General features: G+C 42.1%; 10 protein-coding genes. 8 read left to right on the top strand and 2 right to left on the bottom strand.

What is annotated here, in order from left to right:
* Positions 1-337 precede the first annotated feature (337 nt).
* The 3 genes from AXF23_RS02350 to AXF23_RS02340 are packed head-to-tail and all read left to right on the top strand — an operon-like array spanning position 338 to position 7,682.
* Positions 338-1,408: a DUF1848 domain-containing protein gene (locus AXF23_RS02350; RefSeq protein WP_107624167.1), complete on the top strand. Its 1,071-nt coding sequence runs from the start codon at positions 338-340 to the stop codon at positions 1,406-1,408.
* A 56-nt stretch (positions 1,409-1,464) separates the two neighbouring features.
* On the top strand, positions 1,465-6,600 hold the full coding sequence (locus tag AXF23_RS02345) for a DEAD/DEAH box helicase (protein WP_107625769.1): 5,136 nt from the start codon (positions 1,465-1,467) through the stop codon (positions 6,598-6,600).
* A 2-nt stretch (positions 6,601-6,602) separates the two neighbouring features.
* Positions 6,603-7,682: a hypothetical protein gene (locus tag AXF23_RS02340; RefSeq protein WP_199222149.1), complete on the top strand. Its 1,080-nt coding sequence runs from the start codon at positions 6,603-6,605 to the stop codon at positions 7,680-7,682.
* A 1,134-nt stretch (positions 7,683-8,816) separates the two neighbouring features.
* Here AXF23_RS02340 and AXF23_RS02335 read toward each other — a convergent pair.
* On the bottom strand, positions 8,817-11,480 hold the full coding sequence (locus AXF23_RS02335) for a DUF262 domain-containing protein (protein WP_107624166.1): 2,664 nt from the start codon (positions 11,478-11,480) through the stop codon (positions 8,817-8,819).
* 1 nt (position 11,481) lies between these two features.
* A complete protein-coding gene (locus AXF23_RS02330; RefSeq protein WP_107624165.1) occupies positions 11,482-13,416 on the bottom strand; it encodes a DUF262 domain-containing protein in 1,935 nt (644 codons plus the stop codon).
* Positions 13,417-16,768: 3,352 nt separating this feature from the next.
* On the opposite strand from AXF23_RS02330, the gene AXF23_RS02310 reads away from it, so the two are divergent.
* From AXF23_RS02310 to AXF23_RS15910, 5 genes are all read left to right on the top strand, one after another.
* Complete coding sequence (locus AXF23_RS02310; RefSeq protein WP_107624163.1) at positions 16,769-17,254, top strand: D-Ala-D-Ala carboxypeptidase family metallohydrolase; 486 nt, start codon at positions 16,769-16,771, stop codon at positions 17,252-17,254.
* A 495-nt stretch (positions 17,255-17,749) separates the two neighbouring features.
* Positions 17,750-18,283 (top strand): HU family DNA-binding protein, encoded by a 534-nt coding sequence (locus tag AXF23_RS02305; RefSeq protein ID WP_089365636.1) that lies wholly within the window; start codon positions 17,750-17,752, stop codon positions 18,281-18,283.
* Positions 18,284-18,777: 494 nt separating this feature from the next.
* The gene (locus AXF23_RS15915) at positions 18,778-18,870 is read left to right on the top strand and encodes a smalltalk protein (RefSeq protein WP_157600212.1); all 93 of its coding nucleotides are present in this window, start codon (positions 18,778-18,780) and stop codon (positions 18,868-18,870) included.
* Positions 18,871-21,405: 2,535 nt separating this feature from the next.
* Positions 21,406-21,819: a hypothetical protein gene (locus tag AXF23_RS02295; RefSeq protein ID WP_107625768.1), complete on the top strand. Its 414-nt coding sequence runs from the start codon at positions 21,406-21,408 to the stop codon at positions 21,817-21,819.
* Between the two features lie 2,285 nt (positions 21,820-24,104).
* The gene (locus tag AXF23_RS15910; RefSeq protein ID WP_158267678.1) at positions 24,105-24,263 is read left to right on the top strand and encodes a hypothetical protein; all 159 of its coding nucleotides are present in this window, start codon (positions 24,105-24,107) and stop codon (positions 24,261-24,263) included.
* Positions 24,264-24,818: the final 555 nt, after the last annotated feature.

Raw genomic sequence — 24,818 nt, 5'->3', positions numbered from 1 at the left:
ATCAAAGGTTTAGTAAATATTAAAGTAATATAAAAAATCCCCTCCAAATCTTCCATTATAAGGAAAGTATTGTGTACCTTTGTGTGTATAAATCTATAAGTGTTACACTCAGATCATCCTTATACGGTGATATATAATGGAGATATATGGGCATAATTATATTGCACCCCTCCATGTCCCTTATTTTGATAAGAGCAAGTATAGCACTGATTCTAACTTCGACTAATAATGTTATTCTTTTATTATCTCTAACAGTTCTAAGATGTTTATATGAGTTATACGCTTTGAAGAACGTGTCAATCCAGGATAGAAATGAATGCTAAAATAAGATTTAGAAATGGCAACTTGGGAGCATACTGATATTGTAATTGATGGCAAAACGGTGAAGGCACAGGCTCCCATTATCATATCTGCAAGTAGAAGTACGGATATTCCGGCTTTCTATGCAGATTGGTTCTTCGACCGATTAGAGAAGGGATATTCCGCATGGACAAACCCTTTTAATGGTGTTAAGTCGTATGTTTCTTACGAGAATACACGCTTTATTGTGTTCTGGTCGAAGAATCCACGTCCTTTATTGCCATACTTGCCTATACTGAAGGAGCGTAATATTAAATGTTACATTCAATATACACTGAATGATTATGAGGGCTATCAGTTAGAGAAAGTTCCTCCTCTCTCCACCCGTATTGAGACCTTTAAGTTATTAGTTAAGGAATTAGGAGTTGGGAGTATTATTTGGAGATTCGACCCAATGATTCTAACAGATGATATTTCCATAGAGACCTTACTTGATAAAGTAAAAGGTATAGGTGACTCTTTATTGGGTTATACAGAGAAACTTGTGTTCTCTTATGCAGACATCGCGACCTACAAAAAAGTTAAATACAACTTAGAGAAAAGCGGTGTTCCCTATCATGAGTGGACCGAGGAACAAATGCAGGAGTTTGCTGCAAAACTCTCTGAAATGAATAGAGAACGTGGATGGAACTATCAGCTGGCAACCTGCAGTGAGAAGATTGATATTGAGAAATATGGTATTCTCCATAACCGTTGTATTGATGCAGACCTCATAACTCGCTTAGCATGGGACGATAAAAGGCTGATGGACTTTATGAAGGTAAAGGTTAAGCCAATGCCTTCCCCCTCCTTGTTTGACGATGCTGACGATTTGCTTCCTGAAGGAGCCATTCGTCTTCCTCATAATCAATACTTTATTAGTATGCATAAGAAAGATCCTGGTCAAAGGGCTTTATGCGGTTGTATGGCAGCAAAGGATATCGGTGAGTATAACACTTGTCCACATCTTTGTGAATATTGTTATGCCAATACAACCAAGGAACGTGCTATAGAAAACTGGAAGCGACATCAACAAAATAGGAACGCAGATACAATTACAGGTAAATAATTATGTCCGACTTTATACGATTGTTTAAGGAAAAAGGTAATTTATCATTCATAGGAATGAGAGAAACTGCGGAGTCTCTCCTTCCTGTGGAGCGGGTTGAATGCGACAAACTTTACCACGATTTAGACAGGGGTAAAGGGATTTTGGACGATGAGGCCCACCTGAATATGTATTTGCATAGCTTTGGAAAGATGCACAAAGCTAAGCTTGATGTTGCATTTGATGCTATACCCAATTTTGTGCAATTACTATCAGAAGACTTTGAAATCTACGACTGGGGTTGTGGGCAAGGTACGGCAACTATATGTCTTTTAGATTTTCTATCTTCTTGTAAGATTACACCAAAGTTATTAAACATTAATCTGATAGAACCATCTAAGGCTGCTGTTAAACGTGCATCAGACGTTATAGCTTGTATTAATCCTAATTATACTGTCAAGACTATTACGAAAGATTTTGATAGTCTATGTGTGGATGACTTTGAGAAATCTAATCATAGAAAGATCCATTTATTCAGTAATATCTTGGATGTAGAGGGCTTCGACTTAGCTAAATTCATCCTTCTTTTTCAACAATCGTTTAATGCAGCCAATACATTCATCTGTATTGGTCCCTATTACTCAAACTCCCGAAGGATTAGCGAGTTCATTGCTGCAACTGATCCTGACGAGATGTTTGCGATAATGGACAAGGATAGAGGAGAATGGGTAAACCAATGGACAATCTCTTTGCGTATATTTGATAAGGCTTTCGAGCGTGTAGAGGCTATTAGGGATATTAGAAAACGTATTGAGGAGTCCCACAAACAAGATCAGTTCTTTGCGGGTTACGTATTGGATGCAGTAGCCGAAGAATATCAAGATGCTCAAGGTTCTAACGAGGCAGAGAGTCTTTATCGTTCATTATCCGTATTCGATGTAAAATCAAACATTCAGTTGGGTGTATATGATAAGTGTGATGCTCAATTGGCAGTACTGGCAAATATTGTTTCTCGTGGCCTTCCGACGAAAGCTCCTATATTTGTAGAAGACACGTTCTCAAGCTTATTTGGTATTTCACAAAAACCTGTAGAAGGGGCAATACTTAATTATAAATCAACTCATTCTATTTCTTCTGAACAAATCTATGAAGCCTTACACATTATAGACCCACGTTTTAATACTGAATACTATAATGGAGATATGTTGGAAAGTAGCTTTGAAAAAGGCTTCATTGAGCATACCTTAAAGAACAGTGAAAACGAGTATTTGATACAGGTTCTTGAACCTCATCGTCCTCTTTCGACAATTGTTGACATTCCTGACAGCAACTTTCACAAAGAACAATGTGTGGACTTTGCTATGAATATACCGTATGGCAAGTCTCTTACAGGCTTTATAATAGAGAAAGGCGGTAAGCTTTATCACAGTAATATCTTCCAACGGCATCGTGATGAACAACAGGGCGATGATATTACAACACAAGGCGAGAGGACATACGACATAAAAGAGTTGAAGGCTAATTCTTTCCTTCACAGTTGGAGAAAAGAGGAATCAACGGGTCGGTATCTGCAGATATTAGAGGCAAATTGCAAGAAAGAATTGTCTGGGACGTGGAATGAAACCCTACAGATTGTGCTTTGTCCGTTGGCAATAGCAAGACTTGAACGAGTCCTAATAGAGGCTTTAATGGCAGGATGTCTTAAGAAAGGCGCTACAGAGTGGAATGTTGCTGTCGTAGAACGCGACCTACCTTGTGCGGCGTTAGCCGTAGAGGTTTTGCAAGAAAAGATTAGGAACATCTATTCTCTATCAGGGAAAAGCAATCCTTTGCCCAGCATTAATCTTTGTATTGTCTCTACTGCTGAGTTTGCTGAGTCACCCTTACACTTGGAGCAGACGGTTAATTTGGAGATACCCCACAAACATTTTGATGTTTGCGTGGATATCTCTATGTTATTGCGTGATAATATTGATGCCCTTCCACTTACTATCAAGGCTGATGCTGTTTATATCGTTCGTTCTTCTCACTATCAGAAGAGACATCGAACTATCTGTTCTGCAAAGAACATTCAATATCCTCCGTTGGTAGTCAAAGATACTACTGGTAAATATGTTAACATACCAGAACGTGAAAATGTCTTGACTTATTTCCTACGTGACATCTTCCGTAAACCTTCCTTCCGACCAGGACAGTTGCCGATTATCAGTCATTCTTTGGCAGACAAAACGACTATCGGACTACTTCCTACGGGTGGTGGAAAATCTCTGACTTATCAGATTTCATGTATATTACAACCCGGTGTATCGATTATAGTTGACCCATTAGTATCATTGATGGTCGACCAAGTTAGGGGATTACGCAGTGTTAGAATAGATGCCTGCGAATGTGTTAACAGTGGTATGAGTAGTAGGGAGAAAGCCGAAAAGCTGAATATGTTGCAGCGGGGAGCCGTACTATTTATGTTGCTATCTCCTGAGCGGTTTATGATGCCAAACTTCCGAGAAAGTTTGGTTTCAATGACCGAGAAGAACCATGTCTATTTCTCTTATGGTATCATAGACGAGGTGCATTGTGTCTCAGAGTGGGGTCATGACTTCCGCACATCCTATCTTCATTTGGGCAGGAACATGATTAACTTCATGCACACAAAGTCTAAACGCCCGTTGTCTATCATCGGACTTACTGCGACGGCCTCTTTTGATGTGTTAGCCGATGTCGAACGGGAACTTACTTTAGGGGGTAATCTGACAATTGACAGCGAAGCGATTGTCCGACCAGAGAATGACGCACGCCCTGAATTGACCTATCGTATCATAGAGGTAAAAGCAAACTTTGACTCGATAAAAGAAGATGAAAATCCTTATTTACTGAATGCGAATGTTGATGAGTGGAAACTCAGAGATATCGTAGCCGACGCTAAGATAAAAGAGATGTCTGTGCTTCTCGATACCATACCTTCGCAACTCGAGGAAATGAACAGACACAACGCAGAATGTGCGCTGGAGTGTTTCGATAAAGAGAGCTTCTATAATTCCGACGAAGAAAACAAATACCCTTATGCAGGAATCATTTTCTGTCCTCATGCTAAGGGAACCTTTGGAGTAAACGATAATGATAAGGGAACTCGAGCAGGTATCTCTAATGTCCTAAAGTCAAAAAAGGAGAAGTTAAAGATTGGTACTTTCGTGGGGGGTGACAAACCTTCTGGAGCTATGGCGTCATTCAATAATAATGACATGAATTTAATGGTAGCCACAAAGGCCTTTGGTATGGGTATTGACAAACCAAACATCCGCTTTACCATTAACGTTAACCATCCTTCGTCCATAGAAAGTTATGTTCAAGAAGCTGGACGTGGGGGGCGCGACAAGAAGAATGCTATTTCTTATATTCTTTACGAACCTACGGAATTTATCCATCTGACCATGGATAAAATAAATGACATCCGATTCTATATGGGAGAGGATGACCCTCGTTGGCTTTGGAATTATAATAATCGATATGTTCTTTCCGATGATTTCCCTTCCTTTTGTAAGAAGGCAGGGGGAACGGACGAACAGGTTAAGAAGCTTGTCGACATAATTCATAGGAATGGTTATCTTGAGAATGTTGATAAAGGCATCGACCTGTGGTTCCATAACAATTCATTCAGAGGCTTGTTGAAGGAGAAAGTTATTCTCCATGAACTGACTGATCGCATCTTGAATATAAAGCCAACTTATGTCGTGGAGATACAAGGGAAGTTACGTGAAATCATGGGTAATGACGACATCTGCTTGAAGGTTAATCTGAAGAAGGATACTATCACTATTTTCTCTAAGGAAGATAGTAAAAGACAGTATGGCTATGTCTTCTTGAATTCGTTGCGTCCGTCCTACAATTATGTTGGGTTTGAATATGGCGTATGTGTAAACGTTACAAATGCACTTATTAATATTCTTTCAACTTACTCAGACCATTCAGCAACAGGACTTCTCACTCCATTGGAGGGGGGAAGCAACCTAATGGCTGGTATTTACCACGCTATGTCTCAAGCTGACAAAGATGGGTATGTCTATGTAACGGTATCATGGGAAAATCAAATAAAACAATCCCCAGATAGTTTCGACGCAATGTTGAAAGCTGAAATTACAAATATTGCTAAGAAACAAAACTGGAAAGACATAGATGAAAACAGATATGGAGCACTACAAACAAATAAGATAGGGGACTTCAACGATTTGCTTACGCAGATTGCAAAATGTTCCAACGACCCAAGATGGTTATGTTATCATGCTGACAAGGCTACATATCAGAAACTAAAATTTATCTTTTACCAGAAGCGAGACAAAGACGATACCGATAAGGCTATCTATCGACTTTGTTGTATAGGACTGGTGGAGGACGTTACCATTGACTATCTTTCAGAAACCTATGAGCTTAAGATACGTAACCGTTCAGACCAAGAGTTCCGGCAGTGTATGCTCGATTTCTTCATGAAATATTACTCTTCGGAGCAAGCTGAGAAGAAGGTCGCTGAGATTGATAATCAGAATGGACGTAACTACCTCGATAAGTGTTTGGGCTATCTGACGGCTTTTGTCTATACTAACTTGGAGAAGAAACGTTATCGTGCCATTGATGATATGCGTATTGCCTGCGAAGATAGTATCACCGAGAGACATAATAGTGGCAATGATGAATGGCTGAAGGAGTTCATTCATCTGTACTTTAACTCTAAATATGCACGCAAAGGCTACAAGTTTGGGAATAGGCATTATTCGCTTATGGAAGATACTGACGAACAGGGACTGGATGGCTTTGACGTCGTAGAGAAATATATACGGGCCATGACGGAGGATGGATCTGGCAGCGAGGTCGATAATGTCAAACATCTCTATGGTGCAACATTACTTTGCCTGCGTGCTCATCCTGAAAATGCTGCACTGCAGTTATTGCTTACTTATTGTATCACATTCCTTGGTGCTGGAAACAATGAAACATTAAAATCAACGGCCTATAACAGTTATATTGAAGGGTTTATGACGCTTTACAGAAACATAGGGAATGATATGTGGACCTTACTTGAAGTGTTTAATAAAAAACTCCGTACAAAAGTTCACGATGCTTACATTCAAGACGAAATCTTGGATAAAGGTAAGGACACTATTATGCTTTTCATTCATGAAGAGACTTTTAATAAGATTACGAAGAAATATTTAAATAAATAACTATGGCATACGACATAAATGTCGCATTAGAGCGACTCGAGAAGAATCTCCAAGACATCAGTTCTGCTAAGCAACAGGTTGAAGACACGGTCAACGCAAGTTCACAACTACAGAACGTTGTCAATAATTATGTTGCATCTATTAATGATGTCCTACAGGAAACATTACGCCTGAAAGAGGAAATCGGTAAGATGGGAAATCAGAAAGTAACAGAAATTAAAGAGGCTGTTACTGCTATAGAGGCCAATTGTAACACCATTATTACAGAGTTCAAGAAAGATACTTCTGACATACTTGCTGATTTTGTTTCGCAGAATAATAAGCTTGCTAAAAGTAGTGAAGTATTAAACACTTTCAAGAAGAAAATAGAACAGTCGATAGACATGTCGTCTGACTTAATTACAAAATTAGAACATACAATAGAAATAACAGCTGCATTAAAGACCAAGCAGGACAAGATTTCTACAGATGTCCTTTCCATCCATAATAGCCTGAAAGAAAGTTCAGAAAGTATTTCCAAGCAGTGTGATCAGCTTTCACAGAGGGTAGAAGCCAGTAGGACTATGCTCGCTGATGCTATGAGTAAGGAGTTTCGCAGACTCTTTATTCAAACAGAAGATATTAAAAGGAATATAAGTAAAAACGAGGTTGCCATCGAGAATTTAGGTAAGCAGAACGCTGACTTAATTACAAAATTAGAACATACAATAGAAATAACAGCTGCATTAAAGACCAAGCAGGACAAGATTTCTACAGATGTCCTTTCCATCCATAATAGCCTGAAAGAAAGTTCAGAAAGTATTTCCAGGCAGTGTGATCACCTTTCACAGAGGGTAGAAGCCAGTAGGACTATGCTCGCTGATGCTATGAGTAAGGAGTTTCGCAGACTCTTTATTCAAACAGAAGATATCAAAAGGAATATAAGTAAAAACGAGGTTGCCATAGAGAAATTAGGGAAGCAGATCGCTGACCAGTATGCATCGAACCGTAAGAATATCCTAATTAATCGCTGGTTAATATTGATTGCTATTCTTGCCCCATTTGTCTTAAAGGTCATCAGATTTATTATTCATAAGTTCTGAGAGTGCTTGCTGTCATCACAGATGCCGCTACATGTAAACGCATTAGTGCTGACTGTAATACTCTTCATGATGGGCTCTCACAACAAAAGGCGGCTGCGTCCGATATGCTATTAGTGTTCTGCAGGTAGAAGAAGGGGCCTTTCTGCATTTGAGAACATGCCTTTCTTGCATCGAGAAGACGCTCTTCTTGGGTCAAGAAGGGCATGTTCTCGAATGGTATGTGTAATAGTCTGATTTCTTGTGGGTTATATGCTTGAAACGATAGAGTAAAGTACAAATATGCTTACATGAGAAAACGTGACAAAAGAAAGTATGCTAAGGATATAGCCTAAATGGTTGTTAAGATACTTATGTCGTATAAAAAGTATATTAAAACAATGACGACAGATAACGCTACTAAACGTTGCTTGTCATGTAATAATAACCAAGGTGGCAATACACGAAAGTCTACATCGTAGGCAGTTAAGCCTCAAAACAGAAAGGAGCTATTGTAAACGAGAATGGACTTATCTGATAGTATATAGCTTAAGGAAATTGTTTCAAAGAATATTTACATCAGAAATGAGAAAAATCATGTAGCTGATTAACATGAAACTAAGAATTTTTTTTGAAGTTTGTATCACCAGTTCAATGCTTTTATAAAAAGAATACTTAAATTTGTACTTACTTGTTGAATCTGCCTTTTAGAACACCACAGGACTGCTTTTACGAACTAATTAAGTAAATTTGCACTTGCTTGTTGAATTCACGAGGTAGGTTAGCCAAACAAAAGTGTTAACTCTTTTCCATATCTTTAATGTTGAATACACATAAGAATGATGTTAAAAATAATGGTGAGACAGCCTCGTATGTGCACTATGAATAGCTTCGTCACCAAAAATCGTGGCTTATCAGTCGCCTAAAATCAATTGATGGGAATAGAAGAGGAGTTGGATTGTCCCAACTCCTTTTCGGTTGTGTATGAATCTGGTGGTGGTAGAGTTGAGTGTTGAGGCACTACAGTCGTTGGAGGAGGATAGCGAGTAACCCACTGCTGTTTAGCGAATTTGCTAAATACCAGTGGGCTTTCTCTTAGGCTGTCAATCCTTATAAGACGGATATCTTGTTCTCAAATTGTTGAGAAGAGGAATATTGTTATAAGGAAGATATTACTCCAAGGTTGATGAGTTCGGTTTCAACATTATTGATATTTATATTACTATGTAGTAATATCGGTGTTTGTTTTCCATTGTTTTGCTGTTCGATATTATATAAAGCTCCATCACTTGCCGTTAATCGAATGAGGTTGCCATTAGGCATGATGAAATCAACGTGTGCCCCAAGCTCATCGGCTGTAGAGGTTAGGCAAGTAGAGGTAACTCCGTTTGTCAGTAATCTTTTCTCATAAGCGAGATATGTTGTTAATAATTCGTAGCGATAAACTGTCCGAAATGTATTTGACCGGAAATAATAGGCATGGCCTCCTGGTGCCGTGTACACATATCTGCCATTGGTACGAACAAAGTTGAAAATGTTTATTAATGTCTTTGGATTGTCAATATTAACGATATAATATTGCCAATCAGATACACTGTATTTTGTCTTGTTTGTTTTAATGATTTCTCTTAATAAATCCTCAAATGAGCGATGCGTGTTTGTAGGCTGTAGCCATAAATCAATCATCTCTTTAAACAATCTACCGTAACACTTTGTAGAAGGGTCAAGTCTTCGTAGATATTGTTTCCAGCTGAAATCTCTATTATTGTTCAATCTGCCCAGACTGCCTAAATGGTTTCTCAGGTTGTGACGATAATCCTGTAGGCAAAGCATAGCTTGAAAAAGTAGTGCATCAACAGGACCCTCTTCGGGTAAAGGATTGAAGAAAATCTGATTAAGCCGGTCGACATATTCATCAAATGCAGTCTTGTCATAAGATTGGTTTTTGAATGACCATGAGAGAGGAGCTATTATTTGTCCCCATAAATAAAAATTGTTTTCGGCTTTTAGGATACTTTCCTCCCAAGCACTTGCAGGTACTCCGTTTGTGCCATTAATCCTTAATTCAGCCTTGATTGCTTCCTCGTCAAGTCGTGCTTGTTCTTGTCTATAGGCATTGTTCTTTATATAGTCTTTGATTAATAACAGGATGTCTTGTTTATTATTAGTCCTATAATTCGTTTCATACTCCGTCAGCCATTTGTCAATAGCAGTGATTGAGGTTCTAACATCATTAAAGTTATCTAATCCTGAGTTCTTGTTATCAGAATTATATACATTACGAATAAAACGCATCCAGTCTATGAAATTAGCTTTCTCCGTGGTGTCCTTGTCTATAACTTGAGATGGTGCAATACGTAGATAAGCTAACATAGCATAAATCATGACACGTGTATTATGTGTAGGACTGTCAATCATGTACATGTCCATTAATGTTGAGGTGTTTGCTCTGTTTAGCTGTGGAAGGAGGTAAGAAGCGTCATGCCATCCTTTTGAATCCTCATAGAGCAGGTTCTGCATATCGTTATATATGCTTTGAAAGTCCATCTTAGAAAAATTCGTATTCTCTAAGGAGCGTTCGTATCGCACATATTCAACATATCTGTCAATGACTTTGTTAACGCTTCCTCGTCCTGAAATAGAATTTTCAAACAATGACTTATAATCTTTTACAGTAGTGTTATTAACCTGTGTTCCTTCTATGTTCGTTGCGAAAAAAGACTTTCCAGCAATTCGGATGAGGAGTTTCTCAAGTTTCTTCTCAACTTCTCTTACATTCTCGAGCTTTGGAGAAGGACCAATCATTGAGTTATCCCAACAGTAGTCTATCCAATTTCCGTCAATAGCATTCCTCCAATCATTTGCTAATTTATCGTGTGATGTTGGTAAGCCTTGTTGCTCCATCTCTTCTTCAAGTGTTGACTTGAGGATTTCAAAACTGGTAAGTGCTTTGCCACGTGCATTCATCTTCTCAAAAAGCTGGTCGCCGTCACAATCGAGATTGTCAAGAAGTAAAAAGGTTATGTCATCAAGTCTTGCATTAGCCTCGATGCCTGAAGCATAGTCTAATCCGCGTTCATGGAGATAATGAACGGTTGTCTCCAAGACTTTAATCATAGAACGGATGTTAGGATCATCATGCCAATCCCATTTGAATGTGCTGAGGGCTTGCATATACACGAATAGGGACGGTATCGGTAATAATGGGAAACGTAATCTGTTTGTGATTGGGTCCACAAGTCCATTGGCATCTTTTGCAGAATTCCACTTCTCTTTTTGCTGGGTGTTAAAGCTTTTTATTTCTTTACGCTTAGCTTCCCATTCTGAAATCAAAGTATCTGCTTGTTGGTTTACTAACCAATGACAAAATTCCTCACTGGTGTCACGTGTTTCATAAATAAAGAGTGAGTGATGATTGTCGCACAAGTCAGCACTCCTGCCAAACAGCCAGTATAGCAGGAATAATGTAGTCAGACGTTGTTGTCCATCAAGCGGCTCGAATGCTATATGGGGATGTAATTGAGTATTCTGCCACCCATTTCCAGATAAGTTCTTACCATTAGAACGCATGTAACCATAGATGAAATCAAAAGACAGGCTCGGTCGGAGGCCATACACGACATCTAAAATATCATTGAGAAGGCTATGCCTCTTTCGTTCAATTGATTCTGTTTCACGTCCTTCAGCATAGTCTCGTTGAATCTTTGGTATTCGTACAGGAATATTGCGTACACTGTTTCCTGATTGTGTCTGACCATTTGGTAAGGTCATAGTCCATGAAAAAGTACGGTGAAGGAGTGTTTGTAAATTATAATAAGCCATATCAGATGATTATTTTAATTGATTCTTTTATTGCGTTGGTATAATCTCTCTGGTCTTCGGCCTGCCATCGCATCATACTGAAGGCAGATACATTTTTCTGGGGATTTGAGTAATATTTCAAGAACATATACTTTGTACACAGAGGGATGTATGCTCCTTCTTGATCACTTCTTTTTATTGTGCGCAACTTCTTTGGGAAGAGTGCATTCTTATATTCTCTGTTGATAGATGAGTTAAGAAGCGTAAGGTTTCCTATAGAATCCTTGTTGGCCATTGATTTTGAACTATCACCACAAGCATAGTAATTCTCCACTTCTGTTCTGTAAGGCTTGAATTTGTTCCCTACATCCTTGTTCCAATTTTTCTTGAAATCCTTTAGTAGCAGGATACCCTTGATGATGAGTTCCCTTGCTGCAACTGCTGATTGGGTGAAATGACCTTGGGCATCCGTCTCTCTGCGGTCAACCCACAAGCATGGGATGGCATGTTCGATGATCCATCCTTTCTTTTCGTCTATCTTCTCGATAGGATTATCCGTCTGCGAGTTCACATGTTCTACGTCATAAGAATTGTCACGGTAGAGGTCAAAAGGGAACTTTTGTCCAAACTTGTCGCAGGTCAGGACATTAAAGAGGAGTAATATCTTTCTAATCTTATTAAAAGATTCACGTTCTTGATAGCTTAGTTCTTCTAAATCCTCTATACAGGAAAGTTTTAGATTGGCCTTGATAAGATCTGTCAAGCTTTGAGAATGACTCAATTTATTGTAGATTTCTGACATTTTCTCTCCACAGTCAACGAGATAGCCTATATAGTTGTGTTTATGAACATCTTCATGCCACTTACAGAGTGTATCGAAAAACATCTTGATTTCAGTCCATAGTGACTCTACCTGTGCAGGGTTAGGTGTGGTAAGAAGATTGTGCATCTTGTCATAATAGTAGCGATATGAAGTGCTGGTCTTACCACCCTTACAGTCCTTTATGAAATCGAAGAGCAGGTCCATACGGTTGCTGTAATCTTTGTCTTTAGGCGAGATCATCTTCCAGAAACCATCATTTTGGAATTTCTTCCCCATTTCGTCCCATTTCCTTACGAGTGTCTCTGAAGTCATGAGCGAACTTCCTGACGATGGCGATAACTTGATGCAGAGTAGGAAAAGGGCTTTGATGAGTTCGGAATCTGTCAGACTAATCTTTCCTCGATTTAGTCGGTTAAAGACTTCAATATCGTGAATGTGACTTCCTGACAATGTCGTATCTGGCGTAGTGATAGGTTCTACATTATACCAAATGAAGATGGCTCGTAGATTAGGGGGAGTAGACGAACCGCGAGATGCGTCTTCGTAGACGAGTAGCTCCTTTATCTTGTCTTGCAGAGCTTGGTTGTTTGATAGCTCATCATTATACCATCGTTCAATCCTGTCCTTGGCTTTTCTAATAAAGTAGCTGTCTAAGTTATGTGCCGGGGAAGGGTAGTTGTAGTCTGGGGAGGATGGGTTATAGGATATTTTTGAGAAATCAAGTTGCTTTCTGTTTTCATATTTCAAGGTGTAAAGGGGGAGGTTGGAATTTGCATATAACTTCTCCTTGATACATCTCAAAATAAGAAGCATTGTTGTTAAACGCTGTTGTCCGTCTAATACGTCCCACTCGTAGCTGCCGCCCTGGACAACTTTGGGCTTTACCATAAGCGGCTGAAGATAATAATTGGCTTTCTTATTTATGTTCGTTTTCACAAAGGAAGTGAGGTCGTTAAGTAGGTCGTCAACTTGCTTAACAGCATTATTTGTGACTCCTACTTCTGATGATTCCCATCTATATCCCCGTTGATACGACGGAATGGAGAAGCTGAAGCTGCCTGTTAATAACTCACTTACAGGCATTTCAATAGGATTAGAGTATCCTACAATATTGCTTGTTTTCGTTAAATCCATAATTAATTGGTTCTTAAATTATTTTCTAAAAGAATTCTTTTTAGGCACAGTTGTCTTCGAGAATAGGATTGTAAACGTTGCTTTTATCGTGAGGTTTAATGGCGACCTTGCTGTTTCACCAATAATACTCAGTTTTTACATCCATTCTTTTCCTTGGTTTGTATCATCCGTTTCATTTATTGGGAAAATTGATCTTGAACTTTACTTTCTCGAAGAATGTAAGCCTATCCTTATTAGTTCCTCGTCTTGTCGTAGCGAGTTGTCTATATGTATTTATCTTTGTAATATTTTGATTTAAGTTTTAATACTCAGTACATGAGCCACGGAAAGGTTGCTCTGGAGTCTACCATGTCGCAGCAGTCACGTATCTTAATGATGGAGATGAGTGCAGATTAAGCCACAGACAGGACAAAAGTACAAATAAAATCCTTCAGTCCCTGCGATTTTAATGATTATTTTCTGTAATGGATTATATTTGGTTAGAACAGTCCCTACGGGCCTACTCTTTCCTCATTAATCAATCTTTTTTCGCTTCTATCCTGACAACATCCTCTTTGTCTTACATGTTGATGTCCAATACCTATGTTATATACAGTTTACTATATATAATCCACGAATACTTAATGTATATGTCTGCAAATACCCCTAATGCCCCGATATGCGCTTTATACGTGTTACTACGAATTACACTAATGCCCCGAATACGAGCCTTATACGTGTTACTACGAATTACGCTAATGCCCCGAATATGGGCTTATACGTGTTACTTATCACTTGTACTTGCTCGCTGGTGAGTTTTTTCTCTCACAGAGCGCACAGAGTTCACTGAGCCTTTTTGCGCACGTTTCGAGCCCACAGAACGCCTTCGGCATACAGAGTTCACAGAGCGTTACTGCCAAAGATGGCTGTAAGGTTCTGTGAAATCGGTTGACTTAATGTCTCTGTGAAAGTTTGTTTGTTCTGTTTTTCTGTGTAAATCTGTGAGAGAGAAGATTGTCGTTTGTGAGAGAAGGAAATGTCGTTTGTGAGAGACGGGAAACTAACTATGTAAATAGAAAATGTAAGGATATTTCGCTAACCATTCTCCTCTTTTTTCAAATAAAGGCCTGGCTTGATGCAAGAAGAGGGCTTTCAATGTTCGAGAACATGGCTTTCTTGTTCCATGAAGGGCGTCTTCTGCAAGCAAGGAGGGCATATACTCAAATGCTAAATGTAATTCGCTGATTTCTTGTGGGTTATATGCTTGGTTGTAAATGATAATGTTTACTTGTCTTGAGGTAGTTAGTTTGGTGATATGTAATGATTTTTCACGACAGAGAAGACTTGTTGCAGGGAGAGGGAGGGGACTACGAAGCAGTGCCTTGTAGGCTTGAACAGCAGGACACGGAGGGGTGAACGGTTGGGGTAGAGGGAGGGGCCGCTATCTTTCTGACCTTTGTGTGTTCTGTTCATCTGTGTTCTTCTGTGAGAAAGAGAACGCACCCTCCATGTGAGAAAGAACGCTTGAGATTCGCTGGGGAGTTTTTTCTCTCACAGAGCGCACAGATTTAACAGAACTTTTTGCGCACAGTTTCGAGCCCATGAGGAGGTGGCCCCTCCCCCAACCCCTCCCCCGCAGGGAGGGGCGTGATATGTGAGGTTACCCCTATTGGGCTGCTTGCATACTTCGTAAAGGTTTTTTCTCTTACAGAGCGCACAGAGTTCACTGAGCCTTTTGGCACACGTTTCGAGCTCACAGAACGCCTTCGGCATACAGAGTTCACAGAGCGTTACTGCTAAAGGTGGCTGTAAGGGTCTGTGAAATCGGTTGACTTAATGTCTCTGTGGGCCTTTGTGAAATCTGTTCTTCTGTGTTTTTCTGTGAGAAATAGAACGCTCCCACTGTATGATACAACACACAAACAACACGCTGGGGAGTTTTTTCTCTCACAGAGCGCACAGAGTTCACTGAGCATTTTTGCGCACAGTTTCGAACTCACAGAACGCCTCCGACATACAGATATCACAGAGCGTTACTGCCAATGAAGATACCAATAAGGAGGCAAAAGCAGCCTACATCCAGCCCATAGGGGTATCTCGGTGATCACTCCCCTTCCCTTCGGGGGAGGGGTCGGGGGAGGGGCCGCTATCTTTCTGGCCTTTGTGTGTTCTGTTCATCTGTGTAAATCTGTGAGAAAAAGTACGCACCCACTCGATGAGATAAGGCCTATGAGACTCGCAGGGGAGTTTTATCTCTCACAGAACTCACAGATTTAACAGAACTTTTCCACCCACGTTTCGAACTCACAGAACGCCTTCGGCATACAGATATCACAGAACGTTTAAGCTAAAGGTGGCTGTAACGTTCTGTGATATCGGTTGACTTAATGTCTCTGTGGACCTTTGTGTGTTCTGTTCATCTGTGTTCTCTGTGAGAAAAAGAACAATTGCGAGACTCGCTGGGTAGGTTTTTTTCTCACAGAACTCACAGATTTAACAGAGCATTTTTGCGCACAGTTTCGATCTCACAGAACGCCTTCGGCATACAGAATTCACAGAACGTTACTGCCAAAGATGGCTGTAAGGTTCTGTGTAATCGGTTGACTTAATGTCTCTGTGGACCTTTGTGTGTTCTGTTCTTCTGTGTAAATCTGTGAGAAATATAACGCACCCACTCGATGAGATAAAGCCTATGAGACTTGCTGCGGAGTTTTTTCTCTCACAGAGCTCACAGATTTAACAGAACCTTTTTGCGCACTATTTCGATCCCACAGAACGCCTTCGGCATACAGAGGTCACAGAGGCCTTTCAACTAACATTGGCTGTAAGGTTCTGTGAAATCGGTTGACTTAATGTCTCTGTGGGCCTTTGTGTGTTCTGTTCATCTGTGTTCTTCTGTGAAAAAAAATATGTCATTCTTCTTTTGTCATTATGTCATTATGTCTTCAAAACCATACCCTGTCTCCCTTTGTCATTATGTCATTCTGTCTAAAAAACCACACCTGTCTCCCCCCGTCCCCCTGTTATTCTGTCTTCAAGACCACCCCTTCTGTTACTCCTGTCCTCATGTTACTCTGTCTTCAAAATTACCCTGTCTCCTTTGTCTTTATGTTACTCTGTCTTAAAGAATTATCCTGTCTCCCCCCGTCCCCTGTTATTCTGTCTTCAAGAAATACCTTGTCTGGCTACTTATATTACTACATATATCCTGCTTGCGATCGGCTTTTTTGTGTTGTACCTTTGCATCGTCATCAGGAATGAAAACGGTGACAGGCTGGGCATCAGACGACTGGCGGGGCTGAGGAGGACGAGGCTGTCGGTGGGAGATGGACCAGACTATGAGAAGTCAAACAATCTATTATATATAAGGTATATGATGAACGATAATCTTTTTAGCGAGATAGACCTTAGCGAACGACTCTCACCACACTTCACGGTGGGCGAGATGATGCGCTCGGGTGAGGCCGTGAAGCGGCGGATAAAGAACGTGCCTAAGACGGAGGGGCGCGATGGTGAGGTGCTTCGCGAGGAGGTGATGGAAAATCTCAAGGCCCTTTGTGCGTGTGTGCTCGAACCCCTCCGTCGTCGTGTCGGCCGTGTTATTGTCACGAGTGGCTACCGTTCGCCGGTGCTGAATAAGGCCATTCATGGGGCATTCGACTCCCAACACCTGCGGGGTGAGGCGGTGGATATCCACGTCACAGGGGCAGAGATGTGTCGAAAATACGCTGCTATACTTCGTCAAACAGACTTCGATCAGATGATTTTGGAGCCGTTGGAGGCCACCTGTAAGCGATGGATCCACATCAGTTATAGGCGGGATGGGAGGAACAGACACCAGATTCTCGGGGAGAAATAGGCGTCAGAGCGAGGGCAAAACAATTCACTTTTTTGTCGCCGAAACGGTGGGGTAGGCCCTTCAAGACGCTGAACAGTAATATTTTAATTATTTACGTGAATATCTTTTCATATTTTTAATCCTTTATGTTTATGGTGAAGTATGTTTTTACGTTTTTGTGTTTTCCAACTTTTACCTTTATATTTTTATACGTTTTTAGGCTTTTGCTTGTTTAGTTATTTGTCTTTTTACATGTTTACTTGTTCGCTTGTTTATGTGTTTACTTGTTTACTCGTTTACGCATTTACATGTTTACTTGTTCACTTGTTTACTTAATTTTACACTTTTTTGTCGCAGTTACTTTCCGTGCAGATGTCCCTCCCCTCAATCCGTGGTGAGGGGAGGGCGGAGTGGAGAGGCAGATGACAGGCATGCAAGCCATTGTTTAGAATAGGTCATGAACTATGCATAGATGTCCTTAATTTAATTGTTTCACTTATTAAAATCATTCAAGTTATGTCAATCAAATTCCGTATGTATCAAGACAATCGTAGTAACAGTAAGCACAAGGGGTATTGGTATGCTCGCGCAATCAGTCCCGACCTTGTTGGTGTGAAAGACCTTGCTAATCGTGTGAGTGCCCGTTGCACCGTCACAGAGCCTGATATTCTGGCAGTTATCAGTGCGTTGGTGTTCGAAATGAACCAGGTGCTCAAGGCCGGTAACCGTGTGAAGCTCGACGGATTGGGAACCTTTCGTGTGGGCATCCATTCATCTGGTGTTGAGAAGGCAAAGGACTTCAATCCACAGCGCGACATCTTTGGTGCTCACGTTATCTTTGTCCCTGCGGTGAGGGTGGACGCTTCTCATCGTCGTGTCAACAAACTTCTCGACGGTTTGCGAGTGCAGGAGGCTGAGCAGTATGACTCGCCTATCGCTGCTGCCAAGCCTAAGAAGGGCAGCAAGAAGGGCGGTAAGGACAAGACCTCAACGCCATCAGCGGGTCCTGTGGCTGGTGAGTCTACCCCGACGGGCGAGTCTCATGCGTAGTCGATGAGGCTTGAGCCGATGGATGTAGTGGCCGTTCTGGGTCGCTAAGTCGTTGAGGCTGAGCGTTGAACGACGGTCGCAACCGAGCGAAAGGGGGTGGGGGAGAGCCGACGAAGCTCCTCCGCTCCTTATTAATATATCGTCATTAACCTTACAGTTCCTGCCTGTGATGTGTCGGTGTAGTCCGTTCGCTATGAGCGTGTTAGAGCGTTTCTTGGGATGTGTTGGACCGTTTTATGAGACATGTTAGAATGTTTTATGGATCGTGTTGGACCGTTTTATGAGACATGTTAGAATGTTTTATGAATCGTGTTGGACCGTTTTATGAGACATGTTAGAATGTTTTATGAATCGTGATGGACCGTTTTATGAGACATGTTAGAATGTTTTGTGAATCGTGATGGACCGTTTTACGGGATGAGTTAGAGCGTTTCATGTGACGTGACGAGCATCGACAAGCATGGAGGAATTGTTCAAAACCATTGTTTACAATTATGAATAAACCAGTTTGGAAGAATATCTTGCATATTCTTATCACTATTCTTACAGCGTTGGCAACCACCTTGGGCGTTACTTCTTGTATGTAGAACGCATCCATAACTCCCTCGTTTTGAGTCTGTTCAGCCGTTAGCAATTGCCGACAAGGCGTGGTTGTGTGGTGAATCTCGTATGTAGAAATCACCCACAACTCCCTCGTCTTAAGTCTGTTCGGTCGTTAGCGGCTGCTTAGAAGACTTGGTTGTGTAGTGTATCTTATACTTAAAATGCTTCAACAACACACCTGTCTTGAACTTAGACAGTCGTTATCGGTTGCTTAGAAGACTTGGTTGTATAGTGTATCATATACTTAAAACGCTTCAACAACACACCTGTCTTGAACTTAGACAGTCGTTATCGGTCACTTATAAGACTTAGTTGGTTGGTTGTATCTCTTTCTATCACAGACGGTTATGAAGCTGTCGACCGACACAAACGTAGGTTATGTGCGACTTTATGGGAGGTTTTCCCCGACAGTATCGTAGTTTATGTGCGACAATAAGGGAGGCTTTTTCCTGTTTTGTCGACAAATAGGGAGGTGCAAGGCGACGGCTGGGGAGGAAAGAGGGGTGTGTTGTCTCTTTTCTTTACAATTATCTTGTTTTTGCTTTGTTATAGTGTTCTTTTATCGGTTACTAATTTGTTTCCCACTTTATTTGGCCTTTTTATTTGTCTTTGCAATGTGTTCTAAGTCAAATAAATAGCCTGTGGTGCGACAGATTAGTAACCTTTTTCGTTTTATGAAGAGCGTTGTTTGGCGACAAAAAAGTAACATGATAAAAAAGCAGGACAGTTCCTTCTCTTATAGAAATCACAGCGGCCTCACCCGCGAAACGAGTGGCCCCTCCCCCGGCCCCTCCCCCGTAGGGAGGGGAGTAGTATGTGAGGTTACCCCTACAAGACTGCCATTAAGGGACATAACGAAGCCTACATCCTTTTTATAGGGGTATCTCGGTGATTACGCCCCTCCCTTTTGGGGAGGGGACGGGGGAGGGGCCATCATCTTTCTGCCTCCTGTGTGTTCTGTTCATCTGTGTTTTTCTGTGAGAAAAAGAACGCACCCTCTCGACGAGATTAGGCCTATGAGACTTGCTGCGGAGTTTTTTCTCTCACAGAGCGCACAGAGTTCACGGAGCTTTTTGGCGCACTATTTCGAACTCACAGAAGGCCTCCGGCATACAGAGTACACAGAGCGTTACTGCCAAAGTTGGCTGTAAGGTTCTGTGAAATCGGTTGACTTAATGTCTCTGTGAAACCCTTTGTGTTCTGTTCTTCTGTGTATTTCTGTGAGAAATAGAACGCTCCCACTGTATGATACAACACACAAACAACACGCTGGGGAGTTTTTTCTCTCACAGAGCACACAGATTTGACAGACCCTTTTTGCGCACAGTTTCGAGCCCATGAGGAGGTGGCCCCTCCCCCTTCCCCTCCCCTGTAGGGAGGGGAGTGAAATGTGAGGTTACCCCTATGGGGCTGCCAATATGAGGATAAACCGAAGCGTACACCCTTGTTATAGGGGTATCTTGGTAATCACGCCCCTCCCTTTGGGGGAGGGGAAGGGGGAGGGGCCTCTGCCCCACAGAGGGCCTTCGGCATACAGAAAACACAGAGTGTTACTGCTATCGCTGGGGTGATAACTGTGAGAGGTGAGGCGCAGTAGAATGATGAAAAACCCTTACAACCTACCAAGTTAGCCACCCTCAATATAAGCAGATGTCATTGCCTATAACCGAGGATATAACCCACAAGAAATCAGTGTGTTACGTTTTGCATTCGAGTATATGCCCTTCTTGCTCGTAGAAGACGCCCTTTTTGACGCAAGAAGGGCATGTTCTTGAACGTAGAAGAGCCTCCTCTTGTTGCATACTCGGCCTTTTCTCGAAAAGAGAAAGGAACAGTCTGCAAAATATCTTGACATTTTCTATTTACATGGTTAGTATTCTTTTACTCAGGGAGGACCTCTTTTTCTCTCACAGAAGAACACAGATGAACAGAACACACAGGGTTCAAAGCAAGTAGTGGCCCCTCCCCCTTCCCCTCCCCAAAAGGAAGGGGCGTAATCACCGAGATACCCCTATTGAGTGGATGTTGGCTTCGTGATACCTCTTACTGGCAGTCTTGTAGGGGTAACCTCACATATTACGCCCCTCCCTACGGGGGAGGGGAAGGGGGAGGGGCCAGCTGGGGTTGGGGGAGGGGCCACCTCCCCCACGTGCCGACCCAAGCGTTTGAAAGCGAGTGGGAGACCGACTTTTCGATGCGAAAAGAGTATGTAAGGCGGACGTGAAGGGGCGCAGCACCTATAGCTTGTTTACTTTTCAAATGGTCAACTCGTGAACTTCTTCCCCCGTTACGATTATTTAAGTAAAATTTTTTCAGCATTGAACATTTATTGCACAAGCGTCATTTATCTTTGCAGCAACCTTACGTAACAGTCTTCTCCCCAGTAGGCTGTTGCGGTGAGGGACGATGCCACTGCCGCTCGCCGACTTCTCCTACTGACCTACAAAGTGTCACGACTAAACGAGGAGGCAGATAGATGAAACACAGTTATATAACAATCAAAAACACTAAAAGCAATGATGAAGAGAGCGAAAACTATGATGAAGACTACTCACCTCTGGAGTCAAGAGGACGAGGAACAGCTAATAAGAAAGCTCGTGAATAACTTCTGCGACCTTATCAATAGGAGCGAAGAAGAAGGACTGTATTGGACAGGACTGAAGTGCGACCTCATCGAACTTGCTCACATTGTATGGGAGACAGGTCAGCTGACCGACCATCAGGGTCGGTTGATGGACTTTCAGTCGATTGTGTGGCACATCTGTCGTGTGCTCCACGTGCGTGTCCCGTGCAATCCCTCGTCTGTGGTATCATCCGTTCGGGCCCGCAAGAACGTGCGAGTGGGGCCCCTCCGTGAACGCTACCTGCAGTTGATTGTCGATGCAAAGATACAAGACCCAATGCGTTTAGAGATTAGGCGCCGCCGTCGTTAACATGTTTGTCCGCCCTTTGTGGTGCTGCTCAGAATGGCTCTGAGCGTACTACAGGAGGCGGACTTATTATTTGATATAAGTCAATAATTAGTCGATAAAGAGATAATTTATGTCGTTTGACTTGCAAGTTATGTGTATTATTGCTAACTTTGCATCGTAATTCAAGAGAAAATTATCTGGTTACAAGGTTTAGTCTTTACAGGTAATAAAAAGATTGCTCAGGATTATTCATACAGAAAGAAGATTTGTTTAGGTTAGTAATAGATTTAGGTTTTTAGTTATATTTTAGGTAAAGATTGTAGATACATTAGCGTCGCGAGACGATAATTATTCGGAGATAACGGTAGAGCGTGTGCTCGGCCGTTTCTTTTTTTTAAATGGTTTCGATGATAAAAACACATTGTCTCTCACAGAACTCACAGTGACCTCACCCCCAGCCCCAGTTGGCCCCTCCCCCTTCCCCTCCCCCGTAGGGAGGGGAGTGATATGTGAGGTTACCCCTATTGGACTTAGCCTCACCCCCAGCCCCTCTCCGAATGGCGAGGGGAGTGATATGTGAGGTTACCCCTATTGGGCTGCTTACATACTTCGTAAAGGTTTTTCTCTCACAGAGCACACAGAGTTCACTGAGCATTTTGGCGCACAGTTTCGAGCCCACAGAAGGCCTTCGGCATACAGAGAACACAGAGCGTTACTGCCAAAGATGGGTGTTGGGTGTTGAGTGTTAGGTGTTGATGAATAGCTATAGAGGTATCGGAGTGAGTTCACGCTCCTATCAAGACACAAGCAGCGAAGGAGGGGTAACCTCGGTGATCACTCCCCTCTCCATTCGGAGAGGGGCTGGGGGTGAGGCTTCTGTTGGGTGTTAGGTGTTGAATGTTAGGTGTTAATAGAGAAATGAAAAAACCTTACAGTTCATTCAGCTAAATATTCTCTAAATAAGAGTATAACGTACTTTATGATTGCTTTTACAACCCACACGAAATCAGAAAGTTGCGAAGAACATTCGAGAATATGCTCTTCTTGCTCCAAGAAGGGCGTCTTCAACGTGCAAGAAAGGCATGTTCTCGAATGAAGAAGAGCATCTTTTTGCTCCAAGTTTGGCCTTTCGATGAAAAGAGAGGGACATGGCAACTGAAATATCTTGACAATCACTGTTGAAATGTTTAGCGTCTTACTCTTGCGAGGGTGCGTTCTATTTCTCACAGAAGAACACAGAATAACAGAACACACAAAGGTCAGAAAGATAGCGGCCCCTCCCCCGGCCCCAGCTGGCCCCTCCCCCGGCCCCTCCCCCGAAGGGAAGGGGAGTAATCACCGAGATACCCATGTGAGGTGGATGTAGGCTGCTTTTTGTCTCCTTATCGGTATCTACGATAGCTGAAACGCTCTGTGTTCTCTGTATGCCGAAGGCGTTCTGTGGGCTCAAACTGTGCGCCAAAATGCTCAGTGAACTCTGTGCGCTCTGTGAGAGAAAAATCTCCCCACGACTCTCAAGTGTTTTCTTTTTCTCACAGAAGAACACAGAAGAACAGAACACACAAAGGTTCATAAAGATAGCGGCCCCTCCCCCTTCCCCTCCCCCAAAGGGAGGGGCGTAATCACCGAGAGACCCCTATAAATAGGATGTAGGCTTCATTATGTCCTTTATTAGTAATGATAATAGCTGAAAGGTTCTGTGAACTCTGTATGCCGGAGGCGTTCTGTGAGTTCGAAATAGTGCGCAAAAATGTTCTGTAATATCTGTGAGTTCTGTGAGAGAAAACCCTCCCCAGCGAGCCTCAAGCGTCCCTTTTCTCATTGAGGGTGCATTCTATTTCTCACAGATTTACACAGAAGAACAGAACACACAGCATTTCACAGAGACATTAAGTCAACCGATATCACAGAACGTTACAGCTAATCTTAGTTGAAAGGACTCTGTGTTCTCTGTATGCCGGAGGCGTTCTGTGCGTTCGAAACAGTGCGCAAATATGTTCTGTTAAATCTGTGAGTTCTGTGAGAGAAAGAAATATCCTTCGTGAGAGATGGAACTCCCCAGCGACTCTCATGGGTCTTATCTCAACCAGAGGGTGCATTCTATTTCTCACAGATTTACACAGAAGAACAGAACACACAAAGGTTCACAGAGACATCAAGTCAACCGATATCACAGAACGTTACAGCTAATCTTAGTTGAAAGGCCTCTGTGTTCTCTGTATGCCGAAGGCGTTCTGTGGGCTCGAAATGTGCGCAAAAAGGCTCAGTGAACTCTGTGCGCTCTGTGAGAGAAAGAAATACCCTTTGTGAGAGAAGGAACTTTCCAGCGACTCTCATGGGTCTTATCTCAACCAGAGGGTGTGTTCTATTTCTCACAGATTTACACAGAAGAACAGAACACACAAAGGTTCACAGAGACATCAAGTCAACCGATATCACAGAACGTTACAGCTAATCTTAGTTGAAAGGCCTCTGTGTTCTCTGTATGCCGAAGGCGTTCTGTGGGCTCGAAATGTGCGCCAAAAACCTCCGTGAACTCTGTGCGCTCTGTGAGAGAAAGAAATATCCTTCGTGAGAGATGGAACTTTCCAGCGACTCTCATGGGTCTTATCTCAACCAGAGGGTGCATTCTATTTCTCACAGAAGAACACAGAAGAACAGAACACACAAAGGCCACAGAGACATCAAGTCAACCGATAACACAGAACGTTACAGCTAATCTTAGTTGAAAGGCCTCTGTGTTCTCTGTATGCCGAAGGCGTTCTGTGAGTTCGAAACGTGCGCCAAAAAGGTTCTGTTAAATCTGTGTGTTCTGTGAGAGAAAAAACTCCCCAGCAAGTCTCATAGGCCTAATCTCATCGAGAGGGTGCGTTCTATTTCTCACAGAAGAACACAGATGAACAGAACACACAAAGGCCAGAAAGATAGCGGCCCCTCCCCCTTCCCCTCCCCCGAAGGGAAGGGGAGTAATCACCGAGATACCCATGTGAGGTGGATGTAGGCTGCTTTTTGTCTCCTTA

It is taken from the genome of Prevotella sp. oral taxon 313 (assembly GCF_003043935.1).
GTDB lineage: Bacteria > Bacteroidota > Bacteroidia > Bacteroidales > Bacteroidaceae > Prevotella > Prevotella jejuni.
Note: the sequence above shows the minus strand (reverse complement) of the source record. Positions and strands in the feature narration are given on the sequence as shown.